25 protein-coding genes are annotated in these 24,447 nt (G+C 68.3%); 18 read left to right on the top strand and 7 right to left on the bottom strand.

Going from position 1 to position 24,447, the window contains the following annotated elements; genetic code table 11:
* Nucleotides 1-14: 14 nt before the first annotated feature.
* Nucleotides 15-623 carry a TetR/AcrR family transcriptional regulator gene (locus BJ970_RS29270; protein ID WP_184730225.1) on the top strand — a complete coding sequence of 203 codons (609 nt, stop codon included), beginning with the start codon at nt 15-17 and terminating at the stop codon, nt 621-623.
* Between the two features lie 94 nt (nt 624-717).
* On the opposite strand, the gene BJ970_RS29265 is transcribed toward BJ970_RS29270, so the two are convergent.
* On the bottom strand, nt 718-1,467 hold the full coding sequence (locus BJ970_RS29265; RefSeq protein WP_184730223.1) for a DUF427 domain-containing protein: 750 nt from the start codon (nt 1,465-1,467) through the stop codon (nt 718-720).
* 344 nt (nt 1,468-1,811) lie between these two features.
* Here BJ970_RS29265 and BJ970_RS29260 point away from each other — a divergent pair, with 344 nt between their 5' ends.
* The 11 genes from BJ970_RS29260 to xylB all read left to right on the top strand — a co-directional run bounded on the left by BJ970_RS29260 (nt 1,812) and on the right by xylB (nt 13,536).
* Nucleotides 1,812-2,792, top strand: coding sequence for a DivIVA domain-containing protein (locus BJ970_RS29260; protein ID WP_184730221.1), 981 nt, complete (start codon nt 1,812-1,814; stop codon nt 2,790-2,792).
* 270 nt (nt 2,793-3,062) lie between these two features.
* Nucleotides 3,063-5,510 (top strand): ATP-dependent helicase HrpB, encoded by a 2,448-nt coding sequence (gene hrpB, locus BJ970_RS29255; RefSeq protein ID WP_184732405.1) that lies wholly within the window; start codon nt 3,063-3,065, stop codon nt 5,508-5,510.
* 105 nt (nt 5,511-5,615) lie between these two features.
* The gene (locus tag BJ970_RS29250) at nt 5,616-6,182 is read left to right on the top strand and encodes a ferritin (protein WP_184730218.1); all 567 of its coding nucleotides are present in this window, start codon (nt 5,616-5,618) and stop codon (nt 6,180-6,182) included.
* A 212-nt stretch (nt 6,183-6,394) separates the two neighbouring features.
* Nucleotides 6,395-6,877, top strand: a complete 483-nt coding sequence (locus BJ970_RS29245) for an STAS domain-containing protein (RefSeq protein ID WP_184730216.1) — start codon at nt 6,395-6,397, stop codon at nt 6,875-6,877.
* A 250-nt stretch (nt 6,878-7,127) separates the two neighbouring features.
* Complete coding sequence (locus BJ970_RS29240) at nt 7,128-7,541, top strand: hypothetical protein (RefSeq protein ID WP_184730214.1); 414 nt, start codon at nt 7,128-7,130, stop codon at nt 7,539-7,541.
* 189 nt (nt 7,542-7,730) lie between these two features.
* The gene (locus BJ970_RS29235; RefSeq protein ID WP_184730212.1) at nt 7,731-8,618 is read left to right on the top strand and encodes a universal stress protein; all 888 of its coding nucleotides are present in this window, start codon (nt 7,731-7,733) and stop codon (nt 8,616-8,618) included.
* 32 nt (nt 8,619-8,650) lie between these two features.
* Nucleotides 8,651-8,935, top strand: a complete 285-nt coding sequence (locus tag BJ970_RS29230; RefSeq protein WP_184730210.1) for a DUF1540 domain-containing protein — start codon at nt 8,651-8,653, stop codon at nt 8,933-8,935.
* Nucleotides 8,936-9,047: 112 nt separating this feature from the next.
* On the top strand, nt 9,048-10,463 hold the full coding sequence (locus BJ970_RS29225) for a selenium-binding protein SBP56-related protein (protein WP_184730208.1): 1,416 nt from the start codon (nt 9,048-9,050) through the stop codon (nt 10,461-10,463).
* A 30-nt stretch (nt 10,464-10,493) separates the two neighbouring features.
* On the top strand, nt 10,494-11,102 hold the full coding sequence (locus BJ970_RS29220) for a DsbA family protein (RefSeq protein ID WP_184730206.1): 609 nt from the start codon (nt 10,494-10,496) through the stop codon (nt 11,100-11,102).
* Between the two features lie 107 nt (nt 11,103-11,209).
* Nucleotides 11,210-11,998 (top strand): DeoR/GlpR family DNA-binding transcription regulator, encoded by a 789-nt coding sequence (locus tag BJ970_RS29215; RefSeq protein ID WP_184730203.1) that lies wholly within the window; start codon nt 11,210-11,212, stop codon nt 11,996-11,998.
* Between the two features lie 134 nt (nt 11,999-12,132).
* On the top strand, nt 12,133-13,536 hold the full coding sequence (gene xylB, locus BJ970_RS29210; protein ID WP_184730201.1) for a xylulokinase: 1,404 nt from the start codon (nt 12,133-12,135) through the stop codon (nt 13,534-13,536).
* 65 nt (nt 13,537-13,601) lie between these two features.
* On the opposite strand, the gene BJ970_RS29205 is transcribed toward xylB, so the two are convergent.
* A complete protein-coding gene (locus tag BJ970_RS29205) occupies nt 13,602-13,766 on the bottom strand; it encodes a hypothetical protein (RefSeq protein ID WP_184730199.1) in 165 nt (54 codons plus the stop codon).
* A 166-nt stretch (nt 13,767-13,932) separates the two neighbouring features.
* On the opposite strand from BJ970_RS29205, the gene BJ970_RS29200 reads away from it, so the two are divergent.
* Nucleotides 13,933-14,535, top strand: a complete 603-nt coding sequence (locus tag BJ970_RS29200; RefSeq protein WP_312864526.1) for a gamma-glutamylcyclotransferase family protein — start codon at nt 13,933-13,935, stop codon at nt 14,533-14,535.
* Between the two features lie 139 nt (nt 14,536-14,674).
* On the opposite strand, the gene BJ970_RS29195 is transcribed toward BJ970_RS29200, so the two are convergent.
* Complete coding sequence (locus BJ970_RS29195; protein ID WP_184730195.1) at nt 14,675-15,667, bottom strand: sporulation protein; 993 nt, start codon at nt 15,665-15,667, stop codon at nt 14,675-14,677.
* Nucleotides 15,668-15,973: 306 nt separating this feature from the next.
* Between BJ970_RS29195 and BJ970_RS29190 the strand changes: the two genes are divergently transcribed.
* The gene (locus BJ970_RS29190; protein WP_184730193.1) at nt 15,974-16,348 is read left to right on the top strand and encodes an MmcQ/YjbR family DNA-binding protein; all 375 of its coding nucleotides are present in this window, start codon (nt 15,974-15,976) and stop codon (nt 16,346-16,348) included.
* 16 nt (nt 16,349-16,364) lie between these two features.
* On the opposite strand, the gene BJ970_RS29185 is transcribed toward BJ970_RS29190, so the two are convergent.
* The 3 genes from BJ970_RS29185 to BJ970_RS29180 form a co-directional block, all read right to left on the bottom strand.
* Nucleotides 16,365-16,952 (bottom strand): TIGR03086 family metal-binding protein, encoded by a 588-nt coding sequence (locus tag BJ970_RS29185; RefSeq protein ID WP_184730191.1) that lies wholly within the window; start codon nt 16,950-16,952, stop codon nt 16,365-16,367.
* Nucleotides 16,949-17,071, bottom strand: coding sequence for a hypothetical protein (locus tag BJ970_RS39120; protein ID WP_281399643.1), 123 nt, complete (start codon nt 17,069-17,071; stop codon nt 16,949-16,951). Before BJ970_RS39120 ends, BJ970_RS29185 begins: the two co-directional genes overlap by 4 nt.
* Before the next feature lie 169 nt (nt 17,072-17,240).
* The gene (locus BJ970_RS29180) at nt 17,241-17,768 is read right to left on the bottom strand and encodes a molybdopterin-binding protein (RefSeq protein ID WP_184730189.1); all 528 of its coding nucleotides are present in this window, start codon (nt 17,766-17,768) and stop codon (nt 17,241-17,243) included.
* Nucleotides 17,769-18,160: 392 nt separating this feature from the next.
* Here BJ970_RS29180 and BJ970_RS29175 point away from each other — a divergent pair, with 392 nt between their 5' ends.
* Entirely contained in the window at nt 18,161-19,270 is a 1,110-nt protein-coding gene (locus tag BJ970_RS29175; protein ID WP_184730187.1) for an NDMA-dependent alcohol dehydrogenase, read from the top strand.
* A gap of 147 nt (nt 19,271-19,417) precedes the next feature.
* Here the strand turns inward: BJ970_RS29175 and BJ970_RS29170 are convergent, their stop codons facing one another.
* A complete protein-coding gene (locus BJ970_RS29170; RefSeq protein WP_184730185.1) occupies nt 19,418-20,446 on the bottom strand; it encodes an NAD-dependent epimerase/dehydratase family protein in 1,029 nt (342 codons plus the stop codon).
* 724 nt (nt 20,447-21,170) lie between these two features.
* On the opposite strand from BJ970_RS29170, the gene BJ970_RS29165 reads away from it, so the two are divergent.
* The 3 genes from BJ970_RS29165 (at nt 21,171) to BJ970_RS29155 (ending at nt 24,406) form a co-directional block, all read left to right on the top strand.
* The gene (locus BJ970_RS29165) at nt 21,171-22,154 is read left to right on the top strand and encodes a threonine/serine dehydratase family protein (RefSeq protein WP_312864525.1); all 984 of its coding nucleotides are present in this window, start codon (nt 21,171-21,173) and stop codon (nt 22,152-22,154) included.
* A gap of 378 nt (nt 22,155-22,532) precedes the next feature.
* The gene (locus tag BJ970_RS29160; RefSeq protein ID WP_184730181.1) at nt 22,533-23,228 is read left to right on the top strand and encodes a hypothetical protein; all 696 of its coding nucleotides are present in this window, start codon (nt 22,533-22,535) and stop codon (nt 23,226-23,228) included.
* 242 nt (nt 23,229-23,470) lie between these two features.
* Complete coding sequence (locus tag BJ970_RS29155; protein WP_184730179.1) at nt 23,471-24,406, top strand: SAM-dependent methyltransferase; 936 nt, start codon at nt 23,471-23,473, stop codon at nt 24,404-24,406.
* Nucleotides 24,407-24,447 lie beyond the last annotated feature (41 nt).

Below are 24,447 nucleotides of genomic sequence, written 5' to 3'. Positions count from 1 at the left end.
GTAGGGTGCTGGTCATGGCTGGAGGCCGTTATCACCACGGGGACCTTCGCGCCGCGCTGCTGGACTCGGCGACCACCGCGCTGCGCACGCGCGGCGTCGACGCGTTGTCCTTGCGGGAACTCGCGAGGGACATCGGCGTCAGCCATGCGGCACCGCGACGGCATTTCAAGGACAAGCGGGCATTGCTGAACGCGCTCGCACTCCGCGGATTCGAGCGGCTGTCCGCCGAACTCGAAGCGGCGGCGGCGACCGAGGGCCCGTTCCGCCGCAGGCTGGCGGCGATGGCCCGGGCCTACGTCCATTTCGCCGTGCACGACGCCGAACTGCTGGAGCTGATGTTCGTGCGCAAGCACGCTCCCGACGCCTCCGAGGAACTCGTCGCCGGCGGCCATCAGCTGGGGGCCTCGATGTTCGCGGTCATCGCCGACGGACAGCGCGGCGGCGATGTGCACGCCGGGGACCCCGAGGGGATCGGGCTCGCCATGTTCGCCGGACTGCACGGTTTCGCCAGCCTGGCCGTAGGCGGCATGCTCCCGGACGGGAGCGTCGACGCCGCCCTCGACCTCCTCCTGGACGAACTCCACCACGGCCTGGCTCCTCGCGCGATCAATGTCAGCCGCTGAGGACCTGCTGACGGACTCGTTTGCGGATGCCCCGCCGCAACGACGACGCGCGAGCCCCGAACCCGGACGTGCGTGAGATCTCCTGTCGCGATCGTCAGGAGAACGGGGTGCGCGGTTGTTCCTGCGGTTGGCCGTCGATGGTCATTTCGACGTGTTCGTCGTAGAAGCAGGCGAGCCCGGCGATCTTCTGGCTTTCCGGGAGCGGGGTGCGGTAGGTCCACACCAAACCGGCGTGCTCGGTGCCCTCGATGAGCACGTTCCAGTACGTCGCGGTGCCCTTGTAGGGGCATTGAGTCCGCCGGTCCGACGGCCGCAGCAGGTCCATCCGCACGTCGGCCAGCGGCAGGTAGTAACGCGGCGGCAGGCCGGTTTCGAAGAGGATGTGCGGGCGATGCGAGTCCGCCACCACGACGCCGCCGATACGCACGGTCACGTGCCGTGAGCTCGCCAGGATGTCGACCCGCTTGTACGGGTCGCGCGGGTGGACGTAGACGGGTTCGTCTTCCTCAAACCACTCGTCCATCGCGCCCCATTCGAACCGCACGTAGTCGTGCACGGCGGTGGTGGCGGAATCCGGGAACCGGACCGCGGCGCGTTCGGCGGTGGCTCCGTCGACGAGCACGTCATAGACATCGCCCTCGCCGAGGCGGTCGGCGTGCCGACTCTCGCCCGTCGGGCGCAGCTTGGCGCGCACGTCGCCGACCGGCAGGTAGTAGGTGGGGTAGTAGGGGTGTTCCCACACGAGCAATGGCCGCCGGGTGTCCGCGACCAGTTGCCCGCCGAGGTAGGCCCGCACCCGCTTGTGCGACTGCTCCACCGCCGCGCGCTCAGCTGAGCTTGTCATGGAGTCCTCCGATGCCTCGCACCTACGGTGGCACCTTCCATCTTGGCGCGTTGGCTCCGGGTGGGCCAGCAGTCGCCCTCGGCGAACAGTCCTAAGTGGCCGGTGCGCCGATCGGCGTTGCGGCGGGTGTTGGCCTCCCTCCGGCGTCCCCACGGTCCGCACCCGGGCGAACACGCTGCGGTCGGCGTGCCGACGAATGTCACCGCTCGGAGCAGACCAGAGGTCTTGATCTCGCGCTTGAGCTTGGGCAAGCTGTGTCGCGCAGAACGGGCGGGTCGGGGGCTCGGTGGAGGACGCCGGGCATGCGTCCATAAGTAGGCGGCGCATGCCCTGGAGGCGCGAGGATGCTCACCCCCGACGATGTGCACAACGTTTCTTTCACCAGGACGTGGCGACGAAGCCGCGGCTACGACGAGGCCGAGGTCGACGAGTTGCTGACCCGTGTCGAGGCAACACTGCGCGGGAAACCGCTGGTGACCGCGCGCGACGTGCTGAGGGCCCGGTTCAGCCCGGGTAAGCCCGGGCGGGCTTACAAGAAAACGCAGGTCGCCGAGTTCCTGGACCAGGTGGCGCTGACCCTGATGAAGAGGGAGGTGCGGGAGGCCGATCAACGCGTCCGGTCGGGAAGCGGCGAGACAGCGCCCGAGAAGACAGCGCGCGAGAAGGCGGTGGCCCGGCGTCCCGACCCGGTCGCGTCGGTACCGCGGCCCGAGCCGGTGGAGCGGACCGGCGAGCCGGTCCCGGCGGGACGCGAGGTGCTGGCGAGCGCCACCGCGCAGCAGCCGGCGCTGGACAAGGCCGAGGTCGATGCGTTCATGGACCGCGTTGAGGCCACGCTGCGCGGTGCGGACGAGCTCACCGCGCAGGATGTGTTGAACGCCCGGTTCAATCCGCCCGGACCGGGCCAGCCGGGCTACCAGGAGGCCAGCGTTTTCGCCTTCCTCGTCATGGTCTCCACGATCATCAAGCAGATGGCCCCGCAGGGGCGGTTGGTCCCGGCGCAGCGCCTGCCGATCGGCCGCGCCTTCCCCCGGGCGTTGCACCCGGGAGCTCCGCGGCTCACCTCGGAGGCGGTCGGCAGCGTAGTGCTGCGCGGTTCGGCCGAGGGTGAGCGCGGCTACCACGAGGACGAGGTCGATGACTTCCTGGACCGCGTCGTGGCGACCCTGCGCGGAGCCGACAATGTGACCTCGGAGGAGGTGCACACCGTCACCTTCAGCGAGCAGCCCGACGCCGGCACCGGCTATGACCAGGCGGAAGTCGATTCGCTGCTCGACCTCATCGCGGAGCGCCTCGAAACCGATTCGGTCCGGCCACGCCCGTGAGCACTTCGCGGCACGACCCGCAACGGGTGCGAAAGCGGTCTCGTCCTGCGGAAGTTGATGCGGTGGCTGGGGCATGACAGGTGCGCGCCGCGATGGGTCGGCAAGCGTCCTTGTGGCGGCAACCATCGTCAGCAGTCCTCAGTGGACGATCAGCGGCGGTATGAGGCCACCCGTGGTTCCTCATCTGGCGCCGGCGACGCAGGCTGGCTGACCTGCCGCGAGCCGCCGCTGGTCGGGCCGGGGCGTCTGGGATGGCAGGATGGGGAGGTTATGCTCGACTTCCCCGATCTTCCCGTCCGTGCCGTGCTGGGCGACGTCACCGATGCCTTGACGAAGCACTGCACGGCGGTGTTGGTTGCCCCGCCGGGTACCGGCAAGACGACATTGGTCCCGCTGGCATTGGCCGAGCAAGGGCTGCGCGTCGTGGTAGCGGAGCCGCGCAGGTTGGCGACCCGAGCCGCGGCCGAACGCATGGCGAGCCTGCTCGGCGAGAACGTCGGGCAGCGCGTGGGATATTCGGTGCGGGGCGAGCGCCGCCGGGGTGCGGACACCATCGTCGAGGTGGTGACCTCCGGCCTGCTGGTGCGGCGGCTGCAATCGGATCCGGAGCTCTCCGGGGTCGACGTGGTGATACTCGACGAATGCCACGAACGGCATCTCGACGCGGATCTCCTGTTGGCGCTGCTGCTGGACGCGCGCGAGGGGCTGCGGCCGGACCTGCGGGTGCTGGCGACCTCGGCCACGGTGGCGGCCGGTCGTGCCGCGGAACTGCTCGGCGACGCGCCGGTCCTGGAGGCGCACGCCCGGACCCATCAGGTTCGGACCACATACCTATCGCCGAGGCGGGGCGAGCGGATCGAGTCATGCGTGGCGCGGGCGGTGCGGACTGCGCTTGCCGAGCAGGACGGCGATGTGCTGGCGTTCCTGCCCGGTGCGGCGGAGATCCGACGCGTCGCGGGTTTGCTCGATGAATCCGATGTGGACGTTCTGCCGCTGCACGGGAGGCTTCCCCATGCCCAGCAGGACTCGGCGCTGCGCGTGGGGGAGCGGCGTCGGGTGGTGCTGGCGACGGCGGTCGCGGAATCGAGCCTGACCGTGCCAGGAGTGCGCGCCGTCGTCGACTCGGGCCTGTCCCGGGTGTCGCGTGTGGACAACCGGCGCGGCCTGTCCGGGCTGGCGACGGTCCGGGTGTCGGCGGCGGTGGCCGAACAGCGGGCGGGCCGTGCCGGACGGCAGGGCCCGGGCGTGGTGTACCGGTGCTGGCCGGAGCACGAGCACAGCACCCTGCCCGCCTACCCGGAACCGGAGATCCGGACCGCCGATCTGACGAGGTTGGCGCTGGAACTCGCCTGCTGGGGAACGCCGGACGGCTCGGCGCTGACGTGGTGGGACGAGCCGCCCGCCGGTGCGTTGGCCGCGGGACGGGAGGTGTTGCGCGGCCTCGGCGCGCTGGAGGTCTCCGGCGCGGTGACCGACCGGGGACGCCGGATGGCCGAGCTCGGCCTGCACCCGAAGCTGGCCCGCGCGCTGCTCGACGGCCGCGAGCTGGCGGGCGCGGAAATCGCGGCCGAAGTCGTCGCCCTGCTCGACAACGACGCATTGACCAGCGAAGTCGACGTGGAGACCGCGCTCGCCCGATTGCGTCGGGGAGTTCCGGGCAGCGAGCGGTGGCGCCGTGAGGTCCGCAGGCTGCGTGCGTCGGTGCAACCGCACTCTGGAACGTCGGCACCCTCAGGAACGTTGGCACCGGGCGATGCGGCGCTGGTCGTCGCGTTGGCACAGCCGGAGCGCCTAGCGCGGCGCCGGGGAGCGGATTCTGCGGTGTACCTGCTGGCCTCCGGGACGGCGGTGGAGTTGCCCGGGAACTCCGGGTTGCGCGGATCGGAGTGGCTCGCGGTGGCGGTCGCCGACCGAGCCCCGGGAAGCGCCTGCGGTACGGTCCGTCTGGCCGCGCCGGCCGACGAGGCACTTGCTCGGCGCGCGGCGCCCGCCCTGGTGACCAATGTCGATGAGATCGGCTGGATCGACGGCGACGTGCGGGCCGTCCGGGTCGAGCGGCTCGGTGCGATCTCCTTGAGCCAACGGCCGATTCCCGATCCCGATCCCGCCGAGGTCCGGGCGGCGCTCTTGGCCGGCCTGCGTGCGGAGGGGCTGGAACTGCTGGCCTGGAACGAGGATGCGCGGCGGCTGCGGCAACGGCTCGGCTTCCTGCACGCCGCCCTCGGCGATCCCTGGCCCGCCACCGATGACGAAACCTTGCTGTCCATTGTGGATCAATGGTTGGAGCCGGAGCTCTCGAACGCCCGGCGGCGCGCCGATCTGCGGATTCCGGCGGGCGTGGCGCTGCGGCGGCTGATCCCGTGGTCGGCGGCGGGCCGCTTGGACGAACTCGCGCCGGATCGGATCGAGGTCCCCTCCGGCTCCCGCATCAAGGTGGACTACCAGGACGACCGCCCCGCTCTGCCGGTCAAGCTGCAGGAGGTCTTCGGCTGGCACGACCCGCCGCGCATCGCCGACGGCCGGGTGCCGGTCGTGTTGCACCTGCTGTCACCGGCCGGCCGTCCGGCGGCCGTCACGGCCGACCTCAATTCGTTCTGGCGCAACGGGTACCAGCAGGTCCGCGCGGAACTCCGCGGCCGCTACCCCAAGCACCCGTGGCCGGAGGACCCCGCCACGGCAACCCCGACCCGCCGCACCCGCCGGGGCGGCCGTGAGTGACTGTCGCCGCCGGCGTGCATTCGCCGTACACGAACCCGTCGCTCAATTGGTGGGATTCACGGCAGGTAACGAGTAACCGGCGGTAATGCGTTCTAGCGTTCGCCCATGACCAGTAGCGTGAAGAAGATCGAGCCGCGCGTCTCGCGTGCCCAGCACCTCTTGGCGGAGCAGGTGGGCAACGAATTCCGCGCCTCGCAGCAGTACCTCGCGATCGCCGTGTGGTTCGACCAGCGGGACCTGCCCCGTCTCGCGGCACACTTCTACCGTCGGTCGTTGCGGAAGCGCACCGACGCGCTGCGCATCGTGCAGTACATGATGGACAGCAACCTCGCGGTGGAGATCCCGGCCGTGCCGACGGTGCGAAGCGATTTTTCCGAGCCTCGGGAGCTCATCGCGCTCGCCCTGGAGCAGGAGCGGGCGGTGACCGCCGAGGTCGCCACGCAGACTCGGACGGTCCGGGAGGACGGAGACTACCTGGGCGAGCAGTTCATGCGCTGGTTCCTGGCCGAACAGGTCGATGCGGTCTCGCAGATGTCGACCATGCTCAACGTGCTGGACCGAGCCCACGGCAATCTCTTCGACGTGGAGGACTACCTCGCGCGGGAGAGCGTCGGCCGAAGGACGAACGATTCGCTGGCACCGCAGACCGCCGGCGGGGCGGTAGGCCACTGAATGCCCGCCGGCGAAGGCCGCTCGCTGGGAGTGACGGCGCTTGTCACACGTTCGTGTGCCCCGACCGAAACTGGGCACCCTTCGTATTGTGACGTGCTCGAAAGGTCATATTCCCTGGTGATCTCGTTTTCGGTCGTAGCGTGGAGGCTGGTCCGTCGGGTCTCCACGGCGCGGCCGAACACCCGAATCCTGAAGCCCAGGGGAGGCTGTGAATGTCCTTCGCCGAACTCGGCCGCACCGAGGTTCCGGCTCCGCGCACCGAACTGAGAATCGAAGACCGCACGCCCGGAGCCGAGGCGCTGCGCCTGAACATCACGCGCCCGGTTGCCGGTGTCGTCGTCATCGAGGCCGCCGGGGTTCTGGACATGGACAGCGCCACGCGTTTCGCCGAGGTGGTGCGTGCGAACCTGTCGACGGACACCCGCACCGCCGTCCTGGACCTGTCCGCTCTGTCGTTCCTGTCTACTCACGGGGTCGTGGCGCTACTGGAAGCCGCGCACCGCGCCCTGATGCGCGAAACCGATCTTCTGCTGGTCACCCAGAACCGGATCGTCGACCGCCTGCTCGGGATGCTCGACGTCGCCAGCCGGTTCACCTACGCGGCCACGGTGGACGCTGCAATCCAAGCAGCGGGCTCGCAATCTTCTGATGGGGTTCGGCGATCGGGCTGCCGAGTTCGCGTTCCTCGCCCGTGATCGAGCCGGTCGATTCACGGCATCATTCGACACGGCCCTGGCAGGCGCTGGCATCGACATCGTGAAGATTCCTTGCGGCTGTCCCTGAGCAAACCGCTTCGCCGAGCGATTCGTGCTGATGAATCCGTGGACAGTCGAGGTTACTCGCACCGGTTCGGTTCCGCAGCGGTACTCGATCACCCGCCTCGGCGGTGCCATGGCACAGCCGCGACGGACCAGTGCGGACCTTGGGAGACCTATGAACTTCCGGGTGGAACCATCCTCTGTGGACGGTAGCTCGCATCTGCTGGCTGAGCTCGCCGGACTGCTGGAGGAAGGGCGGCTCGACAGCGACAACGCCACCGCGGCGAAGGCTCCGCGAGCTCATCCCGATGTCGGCGTGAAGGTCGAGGAGTTCTCCCGCTTCGCCCATGACCAATATCAGGATCTTGTCGCACTGCTGGGAGCGCTGGCCACCAAGTTGAAGGCCACCTGCCAGCACGTCGTCTCGCTCGACGGACATCAGCACCACCAGCGGATTCTTCGACTGGGTCGCGGAGCTGGGTATGGCCGGAGTGAGCTGGCCTCACCGGACCCGGTCGAAACTTTCCACTGTGGAATATCGTTCGCTGATGGCTCGCGGAATCTATCTCGTGGTGCGCACTTGGCCGTCCTGCTCGGATGATGTGGATCCACCGGCGTCGCTGGCCGTGTGACCGGCTCGGTAGGGCGTCGGCTGAACGCTGCCAGTCATGATCGGGCTGACGCCCTGTCCTGTTCACGGCCGGTCCGCTCCGGCAACGGGCCATCTGCTGCCGGGTGGCCGCGTGCGGTTCATTATGGAAATTGTCATGCTGCGGTTTAGGGGGTCGGGATGGCGGACGCAGGCCGCAAGGCGGTCGTAGCGGGGTTCGACCTGTCGGAGTCGTCGCGGCGGGCGGTCCGGTGGGCTGCGCACGAGGCGTCCAGTCGGCGTCGACCGCTGCTGCTCGTGCACGTGCTCCCGTGGCCGTTCGAGGAGCGCACGTCGATCAAGGTGCCGGGTGCGGACGACCTGCGGGAGCCGCTTCAGCAAGCCCTGCGGCGCGAGCTTGAGGTGCTCGCGGCGGATTGCCGGGAGATCGATCCCGGGCTCGAAGTGCGCAACGAGATGCCATTCGGCGACCCTGCCGTGTTGCTCGGCGAGTGCGCGGCGGAGGCCGAGCTGCTCGTGCTCGGCGGTCCGCAGATCGAGCAGCAGCTCGGCGTGCTCGGCTCGACCTCGGCGGAACTGCTCTCGCGCCGGTCCGGAGCACCGGTGGCAGTAATCCGGGGCAGTCGTGATCGACCGGACTCGGCGCCGGTCGTGGTGGGCGTCGACGGTTCACCCGCCAGCGGGCTGGCGATCGGCTTCGCCTACGACTTCGCGTCCCGGCACGGCTGCGAGCTGGTGGCCGTGCACGCCTGGAGCGATCTGTCGTTGGATCCCTTCGGACGGGTCCAGCAGTGGGAGCTGCCCTGGAGCGAGGTGCGCGGGGACGCCGAGCAGGTGCTCGCCGAGTCCCTGGCCGGGTGGGGCGAGCGGTATCCGGATGTCGACGTTCGTCGGGTGGTCACGCCGGAGAAACCCGCACAGGCCCTGTTCCGGGAAGCTCAGGAGGCGAGCCTGCTGGTGGTGGGCAGTCACGGCCGTGGCCGCATCCGGCGCGCACTGCTCGGTTCGGTCAGCCACGCCGCGGTCAACCGCGCGCCCTGTCCGGTCGCCGTCCTGCGCGCCGGATGACACAGCGAATCCGAAGAAGCCGGGTGGTGACCATGGAAATGCCTCTCGTGAACAGGTGCACCGCCGAGAACTGCGCGTTCAACCGGGAAATGACCTGCCACGCCCTCGCGATCACCATCGGGGATCCGGAGCACGCGCAGTGTGACACCTTCTGCAGCGCCCCGGTCGCGGGCGGCGATCCCGCCGCGGTCGGGCACGTCGGGGCGTGCAAGATGGTCGATTGCCGCTACAACCTTCACCTCGAATGCCAAGCACCCGGCATCTCCGTCGGGTACGGACCGGACATTGTGGACTGTCTGACCTACCAACCCGCTTAGCCCTTCGGACGTATTTCGTTGCGCCGTACGGGTCCCATCATCCGGACTGCCTCGACGCTCCGCTCCGCATCCGAGAGTCTGGTTGATCACGCCGCTTTGTCGAGGAGCCATGATGAGTTCTCCAGCCGAGCTCGATCCCACCTTCTACCGCAGTCCGGGCGAAGCCATCGCCGCGCCCGCCGAGCGCCTGGCCTACGTCGTCGCGTTCGACCGCGACGGCGCGCAACCGGACGCGCTCACCGTCGTCGACACCGACCCGGAATCGGCTAGCTTCGGCCGGGTGGTCGGTTGGGCCGATCTGCCCACCCGCGGCGACGAGTTGCACCACTTCGGTTGGAACGCGTGCAGCAGCGCGTTCGCCCACGCCGGACATCACACCGATGGCCTGCAACGCCGCTACCTTTTGCTGCCCGGGTTGCGCTCGTCGAACATCCACATCTACGACACCCATCCCGACCCCCGGCAGCCGAAACTGGTGCGAACCGTGACGGCCGAAGAACTCGCGGCGAAAGCCGGCTACTCCCGGCCGCATACCCTGCACTGCGGGCCGGACGGGATTTACCTGTCTTGCCTCGGAGCCGCCGGTAGCGACGATGGCCCGGGGGGAATCGCCGTGCTCGACCACGACACGTTCGACGTGGTGCGCGCCTGGGAAACCGATCGGGGGCCGCAGCACCTGGCCTACGACGCCTGGTGGCACCTCAACCAGAACACCCTGATCACCAGCGAGTGGGGCACTCCCGCCATGATCGAGAACGGGGTCGTTCCGGAACAGCTGCTGAACAACGAGTACGGCCACGCCCTGCACTTCTGGGACCTGGCCGAGGGACGCCACGTCCAGCGCGTCGACCTCGGCGCCCAGCATCAGATGGTGCTCGAACTGCGTCCTTCGCACGACCCCGACGCCACCTGGGGCTTCGCCGGCGTGGTCGTCAGCACTGAGGACCTGTCGGCGTCGGTCTGGCGCTGGCACCGCGAGGGCGGCGACTGGCAGGCGGAGAAGGTGATCACCATTCCCGCCGAACCCGCACCGGCTGAGCAGCTGCCGCCCGCGCTGCAGCCGTTCGGCGCGGTGCCGCCGCTGGTCACCGACATCAACCTGTCCGTCGATGACCGGTTCCTGTACGTCTCGTGCTGGGGGACGGGCGAGCTGAAGCAGTACGACGTCAGCGATCCCGCGCATCCCCGCGAGACCGGCTCGGTCCGCCTCGGCGGGATCACCGGGCGCGTCGCCCACCCGGCCGAACCGGACGAACCGCTGTCCGGTGGGGCGCAGATGGTGGAGGTCAGCCGTGATGGCCGGCGCATCTACCTGACGAACTCGCTGTACGGGGCCTGGGACGACCAGTTCTACCCCGACGGCGTGGGCGCCTGGTTCGCCAAGGTCGACACCGATCCGGATGCCGGCGGCGGACTGGCGGTCGACGAGCGGTTCTTCCCGCATGGCGCCGAGTTCCGGGGTCGGCGGGTCCACCAGGTGCGTCTCCAAGGCGGCGACGCCTCCTCGGATTCGTACTGCTATCCGTGACCCCGATAAGGCAAGGATGTTGACCCGGATATGACCGCCGCGTTCGCCGTCACTTGGGACTATCGCTGCCCGTTCGCGCGCAACGTGCACGAACATCTGCTCACCGGCCTGGCCGCGGGGGCCGACTGGCAGGTCCGGTACCTGCCGTTCTCCCTCGGTCAGGCGCACGTCGAAGAGGGCCAGTCCAGCGTCTGGGAGAAACCCGAGCAGGACAGCGGGATCGTCGCCTTGCAGGCCGGGGTAGTGGTCCGGGACGAGTTCCCGGAGCGGTTTCCGTCGGTGCACCGCGCCCTTTTCGAGGCGCGTCACGATGCCGGACTGCGCCTTGAGGACCGCGCGGTGGTCGAACGCGTCCTCGCCGACCACGGGGTTCCCGCGGACGCCGTGTTCGCGCGCATCGACGCCGGTAACGCCCTGGAGAAGGTGCGCTCCGAGCACGAGGATTTCGTGGCGTCGCACAACGTTTGGGGCGTGCCGACCTTCATCGCCGCCGAGCAGGCCGTGTTCGTGCGGCTGATGAACCGTCCCCGGCAGGGCGCGAACCCGGCGGCGTCCATCAAGGTCATCGAACGCGTGGTGGATCTGCTGACCGGGTGGACCGACCTCAACGAGTTCAAACGCACGTCCATCCCGCGCTGACGCCGGTGCCGCGAGCGCCGGAAGCAAAGATCTCAGGAAAATTTGGTTTCTTCACAATTAATGTGTGATAAGTTCTTCTCCGCAGTCGAGGGCGGAGAGGGGTGACGATGGCCAGCCGCGGGTCCGAAGCCGAGGTGGAACAGCGCCGTCAGTCGGTGCTGCGCCAGGTTGCGGACGAGGGCGAAGTGCGCATCGATGACCTCGCGCGCCGTCTGGGCGTCAGCGTGATGACCATACACCGCGATCTGGACAACCTCCAGGACCGCAAGCTGCTGCACAAGCGGCGCGGATTCGCGGCTGCGTTCTCGACGGTGACCATGGAGAGCTCGCTGCGCTTCCGGGAGAACGCCAATCAGCACGTCAAGGAAGCCATCTGCGAGGTGCTCGCCGCGCAGGTCAGTCCGGGAAACACCGTGCTCCTCGACTGCGGCAGCACGCTGTTCCCGCTCGTGCGTCGCCTCGCCGACGTCGAGGGGATCCGGGTCATCACCAACTCGCTGCGCGTGACCTACCTGCTCGGGGGAGCCGGCGTCGACGTGACGCTGCTCGGCGATACGTTCTACGAGGATTTCGAATCCTGCGCCGGACCGGAGATACGGCGCCAGTTGCAACGCATCCGGGTCGATATCGCGTTCGTGACGGCCACCTGCGTCAGCGAGGGCAAGCTGTACCACCCGGTGCGCGAGTACGCAGAGAACAAGGAGGCTTACCTGCGCATCGCCGATCGCGCCGCACTCGCCGTCGACCACACCAAGTTCGGCCGGACCGCCACCTACGCGTACGGCGATCTGAGCGGGTACGACCTGCTGGTCACCGACGCCGCGGTGCCCGAAGACGAGTTGCGGACCGCTCGGGGCCTCGGTTTGGAGATTCGCATCGTCGACACCGAAGCCTGACCAAGCAGAAGGAAGTAAAGGGGGCCGCCCATGCGCGCCGTCGACATCGGCACGATGATCACGCATAGGCGTTCCGGGACGGCCCCGGACGCGAAAATCCCGCCGACCGCCTGAACAGCCAGGGACCACGAACAATGCGAACAGTCGCCGGGGTGGACTCCTCCACCCAGTCCTGCAAGATCGTCATCTGCGAGGCCGCCACCGGCCGGGTGCTGCACCGCGGCCGCGCCCTGCACCCGGAGGGCACCGAGGTTCATCCCGAGGCTTGGTGGCAGGCCCTGCGTGAGGCGGGCGCGGGCCTGCTGGAGGACGTCGACGCGATCGCGGTCGCCGGGCAGCAGCACGGTTTGGTCGCGGTGGACGACTCGGGTCGACCGGTGCGCGATGCCCTGCTGTGGAACGACGTCCGATCCGCGGCGGCCGCCACCCAACTGATCCAGGAACTCGGCGGCCCGCAGAAGTGGGCCGAGTCCGTCGGCACGGTGCCGGTCGCGTCCGTGACCATCAGCAAATTGCGCTGGATGGCCGAGCACGAACCGGAACTCGCCGACCGCACGGCGCAGGTGATGCTGCCGCACGACTGGCTGACCTGGCGACTGCGCGGCGGCCCCGGCGGCACCGCGATGCCCACCACCGACCGCGGCGATGCATCCGGCACCGGCTACTGGTCCCCGGGCGACGATGTTTATCGGCAGGACCTGCTCGCGCTCGCCTTCGGCGGCCGGACTCCAGACTTACCGGCGGTCCTAGGACCTGCCGAGGCGGCCGGGCACACTCCGGACGGCGTGCTCGTCGCCGCGGGTACCGGCGACAACATGGGCGCCGCGCTGGGGCTCGGCATCGCACCAGGCGACGTGGTTGTTTCGCTGGGCACCAGCGGAACGGCGTTCGCGGTCGCCGAACACCCTGCCGCCGACGCCTCCGGCGCGGTGGCCGGTTTCGCGGACGCCACGGGGCGCTTCTTGCCGCTGGTGTGCACGCTCAACGCCGCCCGCGTGCTCAGTGCCACGGCCGGGATGCTGGGCACCGACCTCGACGGACTCGATCGCCTCGCGCGGCAGGCGGCTCCGGGTTCCGGGGGCCTGGTCTTCCTGCCCTACCTCGACGGTGAGCGCACCCCGAACCTGCCCGATGCCAGCGGCAGCCTGGTCGGCCTTCGGCGGCAGAACATGGACCCCGCGAACGTCGCGCGGGCGGCCGTCGAAGGAATGCTCTGCAACCTCGCGAACGCATTGGAAGAACTGCGTGCACAGGGCATCGGCGCGGGACGCGTGCTGGTCATCGGCGGTGCCGCGAAGATGCCCGTGGTCGGCGAGATCGCGGCCCAGGTGTTCGGGGCGCCGGTGACGCTGCCGGAGCCCGACGAATACGTGGCCATCGGCGCCGCCCGCCAAGCGGCGTGGGCCCTTTCGGGAACTCCGGAGCCCCCGTCCTGGCCGGTGGTGGCCGCCCGGGAGGTCCCGGGCCCGACGGAACTCGACACCGGTCACCGGATCCGCCGCGCCTACGCCACCGCAGTGTCTACAATGAACGGTTGACCGCGAGAGTATTCCCGCGGCCATTCCGGTTGCGGCCCATCGCTGTCGAGCGGTTCCGGTGGAAATCAGGATGCCTTTTCCACCGGAACCGCCAGGCCGAACTTAGGCACGAAGCGTGCTCGAATGAACACCGAGAGTGCGACAACGATGTAAATCACGTTGCTCGGCACGGAATTTGCGATCGGGCTCACAGCATCGGCGGGCTTGCGGCGAGATGCTGGGCGGATCATGTGCTTCCCTGACCGGCAAATCCCATCATCGGCACGATCGTCCTTCGCCGATGTCGACTACCCCGCGACCCCTTATCCCGGTGCACGCCCAAACTTTTCGTTCGTCCAGCTCGACGGCTTCGGTCATCAGGTCCGCCCGGACGCCGTGGCGCCTTCCGGCTGGCGAGTGAGCACCGGCGAGGCTACCGAGCCTTGCCTGGACGGGTGGCTGGCCGAACATGGTGCCGCTCCGCTCAGCGACCGGCGACCCGTGCTCGCCTATGGGTCGAACGCCTGCCCCGCGAAAATCACCTGGCTGCGGGAAACCCTGGGATTGGCCGGACCGGCGGTTGTGCTGCGCGCCCGTTGCACCGGACTAGCGGCCGTCTGGTCGGCGGGACTGCGCGCCCGAGATGGACAACGTCCGGCGGTTCTTGCCGCGGCCCCGGGAGTCATCGAGCAGCACGCGGTGTGGTTCGCTACCCCCGAACAGCGCCGAGTGCTGGACGAGTGCGAAGGACGCGGCAGCCGCTACCGCCTGGTCTGCCTGCATGGATCCGAACGGATCCGGCTGGAGGACGGCAGTCAACCGCAGCACGTCCTGGCCTACGCCGGGGCCTCGCTGCAGCGCGCTGCCCTGCTGGTCGGAGGCCGCCCGGTGCGCTGTGTGGACGTCGACCAACGCACCGCTCTAGCCCTGTCTGGGACGTCGGCTACCTCCGACGGCCTGACCTATGCGGAGGTCTGCGGCGAACCACACCACGACCTGGCCGGATGCGGCGCGATCTGACGCGCTGCGGAGCGCGCGAGCACCTTGCCGGCTATTCCCGCCGATTCGGTTCGGCTCCGTTCGGGGACTGGCCACCGAATCTCAGGTGCCTTTCGCGGGCATCGGGCTGATCCCGACGCCCGCGAAACACCTTGCGGGGTCAGAATTCTCCTTCGTCGCCTTCGAAGACCTCCTCGATCATCTCGCCGGCGACCATGCCGCCGAGGAATCCGGCTCCGGCGCCGAGTGCGGCGCCCGCCACCATGCCGCCCATCCCGGAACCGCGCCGGTGGTGGTCGTCGTGGTGACCGTAGTCGTGTGGGTGGTAGCCGTGGTCGTGGTGCCCGTACCCGTGGTGGCCGTAGCCGCCCAACGCGCCGCGCCGCTCGGCGACCTGCTCCAGCCAGCCGAGGATCTGGCCGGCCCAGTCCGTGTTGAGCGCTTCCTCGTGGGTGACGTGGAAGCGGCCGAAGGCATCCTGGCCCGGCGTGAAGAAGCCGCCGCGCTTGTCGGCTTCCAGCACCACGTCCAGCCCCTGCTGGCTGGTGACGAAGGTCAGCTCGACCTCGTTGATGCGCCCGGCGAACTGCGGCGGCGGGAAGAACTCGATTTCCTGGAAGAACGGCAGTTCCTGGTGAGTGCCGTGCAGGTGGCCGTGTTCCAGGTCGGCACCCTTGAAGTGGAAACCGAGCTGGGAGAACGCCTCCAGCACCCGTCCCTGCGCGGGCAGGGGCTCGATCGAGACCGGGTCCAGGTCGCCCTTGTCGGCGACCTTCGCGATGGCCAGCTCGGTGCGCACCCCGAGCGTCATCCCGTGCAGGTGCTGACCGTAGACGCTGGTCAACGGCGCTTCCCACGGCACGGGCAGCTCGAACGGGAGGGTCTTGTTCTCGCCTTCGCGGAGCGGGAAGTGCCCGGCCACCACGGCGCGGTGGAACTCAACCCCGGCGTGCCCATCACGGCCACCGTGCTCGGTTTCGATGCGGGTGACGAAGCCGAGCGCGACGTGCTCGACGGTGACGTCCTGGTTGCCGCCGGTGATACGGACCTCCCCGGCGATGTTCTCACCCGGGCGGACATGCGCGTGGTGCAGCACGGTGTCCACCGACGGGCCGCCGACGCCGAGCGCGCCGAGAAGCTTCTTGAAGACCATCTGCCTGGCCCTTTCCTTCCTTTTTGCGTCTTGTAGCGATTCCGGTGCGATGTCGTGGATTTGGTTGCTGCTGGTGCGGCTCCTCGGTCGACGTCTCCGGGAATGCGGCCGACCGCCGGGCGCTGGACTCAGGGCGAGCTCGGAAAGCGTTCGTCGGCAGGGAGGTCTTTGCGTCGGATTCCAGGATCATCGTCCACGTCCATAGCAACGGAACAGTAGACCAGCTGGTTCCGGACAAACACCCCAATTGCCGTGATCAACACAACATCACTCGTTCGCCTGGGACCGTACCGCTACGCTGCTCGCATGACGCCGCGGGAGCTCAAGGCCGCATGCCTCGCATTCGCTGGTGCGCGTGAAGAGTTCCCCTTCGACGAGGCCAACAGCGTCTTCAAGGTCGCCGGCAAGATCTTCGCGATCAGCAGGCTGGGCGGCAGCCCGCTGCGGGTGAGCCTCAAGTGCGAACCGGAATTGGCGATCCAGTTGCGCGCGACGTACCCGGCAGTCACGCCCGGCTACCACCTCAACAAGCGGCACTGGAACACGGTCGTCCTCGACGGTTCGATGCCGGATCCGCTGGTGCTGGACCTGGTCGAGGATTCCTACGATCTCGTCGTCGCGGGATTGCCGAAGCGCGAGCAGGAGAAACTGCGCTGGAGTGCGCTCAGCCGCGAGCAGTAAGACCTCGACCGAACGGTTATCGCCGGTGGCCCGGGTATCGCCCGAGATATGCGACGAGGCGCTCGCCCGGCTCGGCTTGCCGCGAGCACGCAACGGGAGGCGCGAACAACGACGGGCGGGTGGCGTCGGTGACGAGCAGTGGCGCAATGCGGAGCAAGGCCGCAGCGAGTCCGTCCGGGATCATCGTGTCGTGTCCGCAGGTCTGGGCTATGTCCCAGCCGTGCACGGCGATTTCGAGTGCACCGGTCGCGGTGGCGATCTTGCCGTCCAAGGGCCAGCCTTCGATGCGGACGCGGCTCGGGTGTTGCAGGCAAGTCTCCAGCAGCAACCCGGCGCGATGCTGAAGGACCGCGAGCGGGCTCGCCGTGATGTTCTCGCAGCCGAATGCCTCGCCGGTTCGGGCCGGCGCAAGGGTTTCCGCGACGATGGCCAGCGATTCGTTGACGTGGGCGAGGAGTGTCCGGAGATTCCAGGCGGTGCACGGAGTGGCGTGATCGAGCGCCGCTACGGTGATGGCGGAAGCGGTGCCGAGCACGTAGCAGGTCGCGCGCTCCAACAGCACAACCGCATCGGCGAAGGGATTCGAGCGGTACGGCTCGGTCATGGGCGTGCCGTTGCCACGAGTCCGGTGTCGGCCACAGCGGGCCGATCACGCCGGTACGGCTCGGCCGACCGGCCGAAGTCGGCCATGACTGCGGTTTCCGCATCATTGAACATGTGCACCGGGACGGCCCTCCTCGTTTCCGGACCTGAGCTGCTGCATGGTTAGACCGCCGAAATGGCGGGAACTCACCGTTGCGCGATGGTGATGACTTCGAGCCCCCAACCCGTCGAGCCGGGTGGTGGTCAGCCCGAACTCGCTCGCCGGCTCGGTGTGGGGAACAGCCGGGTCCTACCGCACGGTGCTGCGGAGCTCCGGATCGGCCAATGCTTCCGACGGGGCGATGTTGAGCAGCCGCAACCGGCACAATCCGCGTACATACCGGCTGGCACGGCCATCGCCGGGCATCACCAGGGTCGGCCGGGTCAGCGCGCGGCCGTTGTAGCGGGTGGCCAGCAGCGCGGCGCACGCTCCGAACTCCGGGTCGATCTCGGCCAGCGACAGCACGACCTGGAACCCGTCCTCGGACAGGGCGAGCACGATGATGTTGAGCTGCCCCATCTTGTGCCGCTCGTCGAGCCGAGGAGGCATTTCGGCGAGCACCTCGTGCAGCGGAACTCCCTGCACGACGTGCGTTTCCCGACGGCGCCGGGTGACGTAGTGGACCTGCCGCTGGGCGTGCGCGCGAGCGTCCAGCTTGGCTGTGTCGAGCACCCGGTCGCGGACGACATCACCCGTGACCAGTACCTGACCGGGCCCCAGCGCGGCACGCTGGGCCGGGATGGCAGGCTCGCCGACACCGCTCGCAGACGGCTCCATGGCCTCACCGTAAGACGGCCCCGGCCCGCGCACATCGACCGTTTGGGGCAGGTATTGACGCGCAGACGCGGAAAATCACCCATAATGATCCCGCGAATGCGGTTTTTTGTGCTCAGATGTGCCGCAAATGCGTGGCCAAACGCGGCCGAGTTCGTCCGATCGCGGCGAGTCGCCCGCACCAACTTGCGAGCTTTCACAGCGGTGCCTGAGCTACCGAGCAGGGGCGGTTCCCGGGCGGAATCGTTACTGCCGGGTGCCACGGGTTCGACACCGCGCTGCCTTTTGGCGGTACCAGCAGACCGCTTGGCGACAAGAGTTAGGGCCGGACGCGATCGACCTCTACACCCAGACCAAAGCAGTCAACTTGGCGCTGTGATCGGAGGAAGTTGGACGTGAAGACCAAGGCAGCAGTTGTGCGAGAGGTGGGCAAGCCCTTCGAGATCGTCGAACTGGACCTGGACGGTCCGGGCCCCGGCGAGGTCCTGATCAAGTACACCGCGGCCGGGCTGTGTCACTCGGACCTGCACCTCACCGACGGCGACCTGCCGCCCCGGTACCCGATCGTCGGCGGCCACGAGGGCTCCGGGATCATCGAGGAGATCGGGCCCGGCGTCACCAAGGTCAAGCCCGGTGACCACGTGGTGTGCAGCTTCATCCCCAACTGCGGGACCTGTCGCTACTGCTCGACCGGTCGGCAGAACCTGTGCGACATGGGCGCGACGATCCTGGTCGGCTCCATGCCCGACGGCACGTTCCGGTTCCACGGCGACGGCGAGGACTTCGGCGCCATGTGCATGTTGGGTACCTTCGCCGAGCGGGCAACGATCTCGCAGCACTCGGTGGTCAAGATCGACGACTGGCTGCCGCTGGAGACGGCGGCCCTGGTCGGCTGCGGGGTGCCCAGCGGGTGGGGCACGGCGGTTAACGCCGGCGACGTCAGGGCCGGGGACACTGTGATCATCTACGGCGTCGGCGGCCTGGGCATCAACGCCGTGCAGGGCGCGTTGCAGGCCGGGGCCAAGTACGTGGTCGTCGTCGATCCGCTCGAGTTCAAGCGGGAAACGGCGCTGAAGTTCGGCGCCACGCACGCCTTCGCCGACCCCGACGAGGCACACGCGAAGGTCACCGAACTGACCTGGGGGCAGGGCGCGGACGCGGCGCTAATCCTGGTCGGCACGGTCGACGAGACCGTGGTGTCGAAGGCGACGGCGGCAATCGGCAAGGGCGGCACCGTCGTGATCACCGGCCTGGCCGACCCGTCCGAGCTCACGGTGCACGTTTCCGGCGCGGACCTGACGCTGAACGAGAAGACCATCAAGGGTTCGTTGTTCGGCTCGTCCAACCCGCAGTACGACATCGTGCGGCTGCTCCGGCTCCACGACGCCGGGAAGCTGAAGCTCGATGAGCTGGTGACGACGCGCTACACCCTGGAGCAGGTCAACGAGGGCTACCAGGACCTGCGCGATGGCAAGAACATCCGTGGCGTGATCCTGCACGACTGATCGACGGCTGACCAGCTTCAGCGGGTGCTTGCTGACACCATCCGCAGTACCCGCTGACGGTTGCTCGGTGAACGTCTCGGCGCGGCTCGGGGGTGCCCGCAGCGCTGATCTTCGAAAAGGCCGGTGGGGAATCGCGGCCATTTGTTGTTACGAGTCGTGGCCAACGGCGGCCAGGTGGCGAGCTGTCACGCCGGAGTCCTCCCGGAGGCCGCGCAGGAACGCCTCGACGGCGTCCTCGGCGGTGTGCCGCGGAGCCCAGCCCAGTTCGGTGCGGGCGCGTGAGGTGTCCATGGTCGGTAGTCGTAGGAAGGTGTCGAACAAGCCGGGCGAAGCCGGTACGAGGTGCAACTGCCAGGCGGCGCTGAGCGCGGCCCGCACCGGAGCGGCCGGGACCGTGAGCGTGCGCTTGCCGAAGAGTTCGGCGAGGACATCGGTGTCGATGACCGGGTCGGCGGCGATGTTGAACGCGCCGGATCGCGAGGCCCGCGTGGCGAGCCGGTAGGCCTCGCCGACATCGTCGCTGTGCACCGCTTGGAAACGCATCCCCGGCAGGGTCGGCAACGCGGGCAGCAGGTCGGGCCGGACGAGGCGGTTCACCAGCAGGGGGCCGAGGAAGAGCCGTCGCTGCTGGGTGGCCGCCTCCGCCTTGAAGGAGAACGCCGGACGCATCCGCACTACCCGCAGGTCGGGATGCTGGTACTCGAAGATGTCCAGGCAGCGTTCGAGGTACGCCTTCTCGCGACTGTAGGCGGCTGCGGGCCACCCGTGGGTGGGCCAATGCTCGTCGATGGGCCCCTGCATGGGGCCGGGGCTGTAGGCGGCGACCGAGGACGCGTGGACCAGCGTGCGGACCCCGGCGACCGCCGCGGCCTCGAACACCCGGAGGCTGCCCACCACGTTGTTGCGCCAGGTAGTGACCGGGTCGTGCGTGGGTTGGAACAACCACGCGAGGTGAATCACTGCGTCCGCCGACGCGAAGTGGTCGACCAGTTCGTCCCGGAGGATGTCGATCCGTTCCCACCGCGTCTTCGGCCCGGTGACGGCGGCTTCCCGTCGAGACAGGGCGACGACCGTTGCGACCTCGGGGTCCGCGGTCAGCGCCTCGACCACGCTGGTGCCGATGTTCCCGGTCGCCCCCACCACGACCACGCGTCGTGACTTCCCGCCCGCGTTCATCGCTCGTCCCCTTCCACACCGCCGGAGCACACTACGCCCCGGTTTCCCGCACGGACGAGCCACAAACCACGGTGGTTCGGTCCGGGCAGTGTTTCCAAGGTCGTTAAGCTCGACGCATTGTGCTTCGGCGAGTTCTCCGACGATCTCGGGTTTGAACGGGGGGAGGTCGCGCGGGCTGCGGCTGGTCACCAAATGAATGGGCGATCTCGCGGCCGACAGTGAACGCATCCCGGGTTGATGTCGTGATTCATCGCCTGGATCCCGTCATCCAGCGGAGGAGCCGAAAGTGTCCTAACAGGACTATTCCGGGGGTCTGTTGCTGGAAGGTTTCGGGGCGAGCGGGCTCGCCGCGACGATGGGGATCGTTGCGGCCGACGACAAAATTCTTAGTTGCGATGCTCGCGATCGGCCAGATCCACTTGTTTGATATACCCGCTGGGGGTATAAATGATCGTGAGATGCTCGCGGGACGTTTGCCGGCTATCCGAGCAGGGGAGTACCACAGTCAGTGATCATGTGACACCGTCACGCGACGGCTACGCTCATGGGCACGGTCAATAGTCCGCCGACGGGCGAGAGCTGACCCGCACCGCGATCACGGCGACGACGCACTGCTTGACCGGATGTGCCATTGGCGAGGTCATCGGCATGGCGATCTGAACCGATCGCGACCATCCGCAGGATGCCTTGCCGCTGACGCTGAGGCGTCGGTTAACGTGCAGTTGTGACTGTTACGGAAGCGCGCGGGTTGATCAGCATCAAGGACGTCGAATCCGCAGCGGAAAGCATCGCCGGGCATGTCGTGCGGACGCCGACGGTGCCCAGCCCTGGCCTCACCGAACTGCTGGGAGCGCCGGTCACCGCCAAGCTGGAGCTGTTGCAGCGCACCGGCTCCTTCAAAGTGCGTGGTGCGACTACGAAGCTGCTGGCCCTGAGCGAATCCGAGCGCGCCGCCGGGGTCGTCGCCGTCAGCGGCGGAAACCACGGGATCGCACTCGCGGTCATGGCCGGTGCCCTGCACATCAAGGCGACCGTGGTCATGCCGCGTTCGGCGCCGACTCGTGCCGTCGACGTCGCCGAGCGCGCCGGCGCCACGGTCCGCCTCACCGACGACATGGCCGGTGCGTTCGCGCTCATGACCGAGCTGCAGGCCAGTGGGCTCACCTTGGTCCACCCGTTCGACGACCCGGCCGTCATCGCAGGTCAGGGCACGGTCGGCCAGGAATTCGCCGACGATGCCAGCGAGCTCACCGACGTGTTGGTCAGCATCGGCGGGGGCGGTCTGATCGCGGGCGTGGCCGCGGCGCTGCGCGCGCGTCGACCTGACGTGCGGATCTGGGGAGTGGAGACCCGGGGTGCGGAGGCCATGTCCCAGGCGTTGGCAGCCGGCGGGCCGGTGCCGGTCGAGCTGTCTTCGGTGGTCTCCACGCTCAGTGCGCCGTCGGTTTCCCAACTGACCTACGACCATGTGTCCACATTGGTCACAGGTGTCCTGGTGGTGTCCGACGCCGAGGCGGTGCAGGGAACCCTCGACCTCGCCAACCACGCGAAGGTCTGGGCTGAGCCCGCCACCGGGTGCCTCGTTCCGGCCGCGCGGCAGGTGCTAGAGCGGGTCGGGGCCGGAGCCGCGCTCGGCATCGTGCTCTGCGGCGGGAACGCAACGACCGCCGACGTGGCAACCTGGGCAAACCGTTTCGCCTTGAGCTGAGCGAACCCGAACCGGCATCTTGATGACCGACCGGAACGCTGCCGCCTACAACGTTCGTTGAACGCCCTCGCGAGGCGAACGCGGCACAAATGTCCATTGTGGATGAGTAGGAAAGGGGAGTTGGCGCTCGCGTGCTCCTCGGCGCAGGGAGGTGTGAGGCCCTGTGCGTGTGAAGCGGCCACGACCAAACGACGCACTGGCATCCCTCGTGGTCGCAGGCGGCGTCCCTGCCTGGCACCTAATGCGGGCTCTTCCCGGAAGATGAAAAGTGGAGAGCTTGCTGTCTCGGCCGGCCCATGGTGCCTCAAGACCTCCCGGATTTGGGTACCCGTGGCGTGCCAAAGATGTTTCGGCACCACTTTTGCAAAGGGGGCCGTCATGAATGAGCGTTCGTGGGAACGTGCGGGTGCCATCAGCGGGCTGGTGGCCGCGGTGTTGTTGCTGCTCAGCCTGCTCCTCAACCCCTTGTCGCCGCCCAGCGACGAGCCGGTCTTGACCTTCTTCTACGTCGCGGCGAATCGGGCGACGATCTTGTTGGCCGCGTTGGCCTTGACCCTCGCCGCCGTGGTGTTCCTGTGGTTCGTGGGGCATCTTCGCCACCTGTTGCAGCGTGCGGAAGGTGGTGCGGAAGCGTTCTCCCCGGTCGTCTTCGGTGCGGGCGTCAGCCTCGCGACGATGACGATGCTGAGCGTGCTGCCGGTCACCACGCTGGTCTCGCTGAGCAATAACGTGGCCAGCGCGAGCCAGTCGATTGTGTTCGTGCTCGCCGAGCTGCACCGGCTGTCGCTAGGTGGGCTCGGGCTGCTGGTCGCGTTGTTCGCGGCCACCGCCGGTGCCGCGATGACGCGCGGCGAACTGCTGGCGCCGTGGCTGGGGTGGTTCGGTCTCGGCGTGGGCCTGATCGGGTTGATCGCCGGCGTCACTTCCTTCTACATGCCGAGCGGGTTCGTAGCGGTCGCGGCCTTGGTGACGGGCATCGTGTTCGCGCTGTGGGTCGGCGCGGCGTCGGTGCTGATGGTGTACCGGCCGGAGGTGGACCGGGCCCCGGCCGCCGGAACGGCGTTCGCCCATTGACGACCGAAAGCACGGCGGGGTCCGGTAGCGGTGCTGTCGGACGAGGAGCCAACAGCGCATGGCGACCTCGCTGACATGCAGGCATATGCACTGGCTGCTCCCCTCCCGTCTCGGAGGAGTCGGAGGGCTGCCCACGACAAGTCACGCTAAGACCGGCATAAATGCCCTGTCTGGCTGGTGATTTCATGTCGCCGTGAGCGGTCTCAAACAAGACCTAGGTTCAAAGAAGGGTAGGACAGAACATGACTTCCACCAGGCACGACGGAGACACCTGGGACCTGGCATCCAGCGTCGGCGCGACCGCCAGCATGGCCGCGGCGGCCCGGGCGATAGCGACCCGCGCGGATCGTTCGCTCATCGACGACCCGTTCGCCGAACCGCTCGTCCGGGCGGTCGGCGTCGACCTACTCACCCGGCTGGCGACCGGCGAAGTGACCCCCAACGACTTGGTCGAGCAGGTATGGATCGACATAGCCAAGGTACGTACCAACTTCTACGACGAGTTCTTCCTCGATGCGACGAACGCGGGCACCACGCAGGTCGTGATCCTGGCCTCGGGGCTGGATTCCCGCGCGTACCGACTGCCCTGGCCAACCGGGACCGTGGTGTATGAGGTCGACCAGCCGCAGGTCATCGAATTCAAGACCCGCACACTGGCCGAGTTGGGCGCTGCGCCCACCGCCGACCGGAGAGTGGCCGCGGTCGATCTGCGCGACGATTGGCCCACCGCACTGCGCACCGCCGGATTCGACCCGGCCCGGCCGACCGCGTGGAGCGCCGAAGGCCTGCTGGGCTACCTGCCGCCCAAGGCGCAGGATCGCCTGCTGGACACCATCACCGAACTCAGCGCGCCGGGAAGCCGGGTGGCCACCGAAAGCAAGCCCAACCCGCAACCAGGCGACGAGGACAAGACGAAGGAACGCCTGCACCGCATCTCCGAACGCTGGCGTGCGCACAGTTTCGATCCCGACATGGCGAGGCTGCGATATTTCGGTGAGCGCAACGAAGCGGCTCCCTACCTGACCGACCGCGGCTGGGCGCTGAACGGAATCAGCATCCGAGACCTGTTCGCCGCCAACGACCTTCCGCCCCTCAAGGACGACGACATGCGCATGGGCGACATGCTCTACGTCAGCGGCGCCCTCACAAGACCACGAAGTAGCAGCTACCCCGCATGACGACCGACTCGGCACGCGGGATCGTCGAAATAGTCGGTCCG

The sequence above is a fragment of the Saccharopolyspora phatthalungensis genome, assembly GCF_014203395.1.
GTDB lineage: Bacteria > Actinomycetota > Actinomycetes > Mycobacteriales > Pseudonocardiaceae > Saccharopolyspora > Saccharopolyspora phatthalungensis.
This window is presented reverse-complemented; position numbering and strand designations above follow the sequence as displayed.

What these genes read in the sequence shown, in the direction of transcription:
- BJ970_RS29270 (WP_184730225.1), top strand. Translation starts at nt 15, where the DNA reads ATGGCTGGAGGCCGTTATCACCACGGGGACCTTCGCGCCGCGCTGCTG.
- BJ970_RS29265 (WP_184730223.1), bottom strand. Translation starts at nt 1,467, where the DNA reads ATGACAAGCTCAGCTGAGCGCGCGGCGGTGGAGCAGTCGCACAAGCGG.
- BJ970_RS29260 (WP_184730221.1), top strand. Translation starts at nt 1,812, where the DNA reads ATGCTCACCCCCGACGATGTGCACAACGTTTCTTTCACCAGGACGTGG.
- hrpB (WP_184732405.1), top strand. Translation starts at nt 3,063, where the DNA reads ATGCTCGACTTCCCCGATCTTCCCGTCCGTGCCGTGCTGGGCGACGTC.
- BJ970_RS29250 (WP_184730218.1), top strand. Translation starts at nt 5,616, where the DNA reads ATGACCAGTAGCGTGAAGAAGATCGAGCCGCGCGTCTCGCGTGCCCAG.
- BJ970_RS29245 (WP_184730216.1), top strand. Translation starts at nt 6,395, where the DNA reads ATGTCCTTCGCCGAACTCGGCCGCACCGAGGTTCCGGCTCCGCGCACC.
- BJ970_RS29235 (WP_184730212.1), top strand. Translation starts at nt 7,731, where the DNA reads ATGGCGGACGCAGGCCGCAAGGCGGTCGTAGCGGGGTTCGACCTGTCG.
- BJ970_RS29230 (WP_184730210.1), top strand. Translation starts at nt 8,651, where the DNA reads ATGGAAATGCCTCTCGTGAACAGGTGCACCGCCGAGAACTGCGCGTTC.
- BJ970_RS29225 (WP_184730208.1), top strand. Translation starts at nt 9,048, where the DNA reads ATGAGTTCTCCAGCCGAGCTCGATCCCACCTTCTACCGCAGTCCGGGC.
- BJ970_RS29220 (WP_184730206.1), top strand. Translation starts at nt 10,494, where the DNA reads ATGACCGCCGCGTTCGCCGTCACTTGGGACTATCGCTGCCCGTTCGCG.
- BJ970_RS29215 (WP_184730203.1), top strand. Translation starts at nt 11,210, where the DNA reads ATGGCCAGCCGCGGGTCCGAAGCCGAGGTGGAACAGCGCCGTCAGTCG.
- xylB (WP_184730201.1), top strand. Translation starts at nt 12,133, where the DNA reads ATGCGAACAGTCGCCGGGGTGGACTCCTCCACCCAGTCCTGCAAGATC.
- BJ970_RS29205 (WP_184730199.1), bottom strand. Translation starts at nt 13,766, where the DNA reads ATGATCCGCCCAGCATCTCGCCGCAAGCCCGCCGATGCTGTGAGCCCG.
- BJ970_RS29195 (WP_184730195.1), bottom strand. Translation starts at nt 15,667, where the DNA reads ATGGTCTTCAAGAAGCTTCTCGGCGCGCTCGGCGTCGGCGGCCCGTCG.
- BJ970_RS29190 (WP_184730193.1), top strand. Translation starts at nt 15,974, where the DNA reads ATGACGCCGCGGGAGCTCAAGGCCGCATGCCTCGCATTCGCTGGTGCG.
- BJ970_RS29185 (WP_184730191.1), bottom strand. Translation starts at nt 16,952, where the DNA reads ATGACCGAGCCGTACCGCTCGAATCCCTTCGCCGATGCGGTTGTGCTG.
- BJ970_RS29180 (WP_184730189.1), bottom strand. Translation starts at nt 17,768, where the DNA reads ATGGAGCCGTCTGCGAGCGGTGTCGGCGAGCCTGCCATCCCGGCCCAG.
- BJ970_RS29170 (WP_184730185.1), bottom strand. Translation starts at nt 20,446, where the DNA reads ATGAACGCGGGCGGGAAGTCACGACGCGTGGTCGTGGTGGGGGCGACC.
- BJ970_RS29160 (WP_184730181.1), top strand. Translation starts at nt 22,533, where the DNA reads ATGAATGAGCGTTCGTGGGAACGTGCGGGTGCCATCAGCGGGCTGGTG.
- BJ970_RS29155 (WP_184730179.1), top strand. Translation starts at nt 23,471, where the DNA reads ATGACTTCCACCAGGCACGACGGAGACACCTGGGACCTGGCATCCAGC.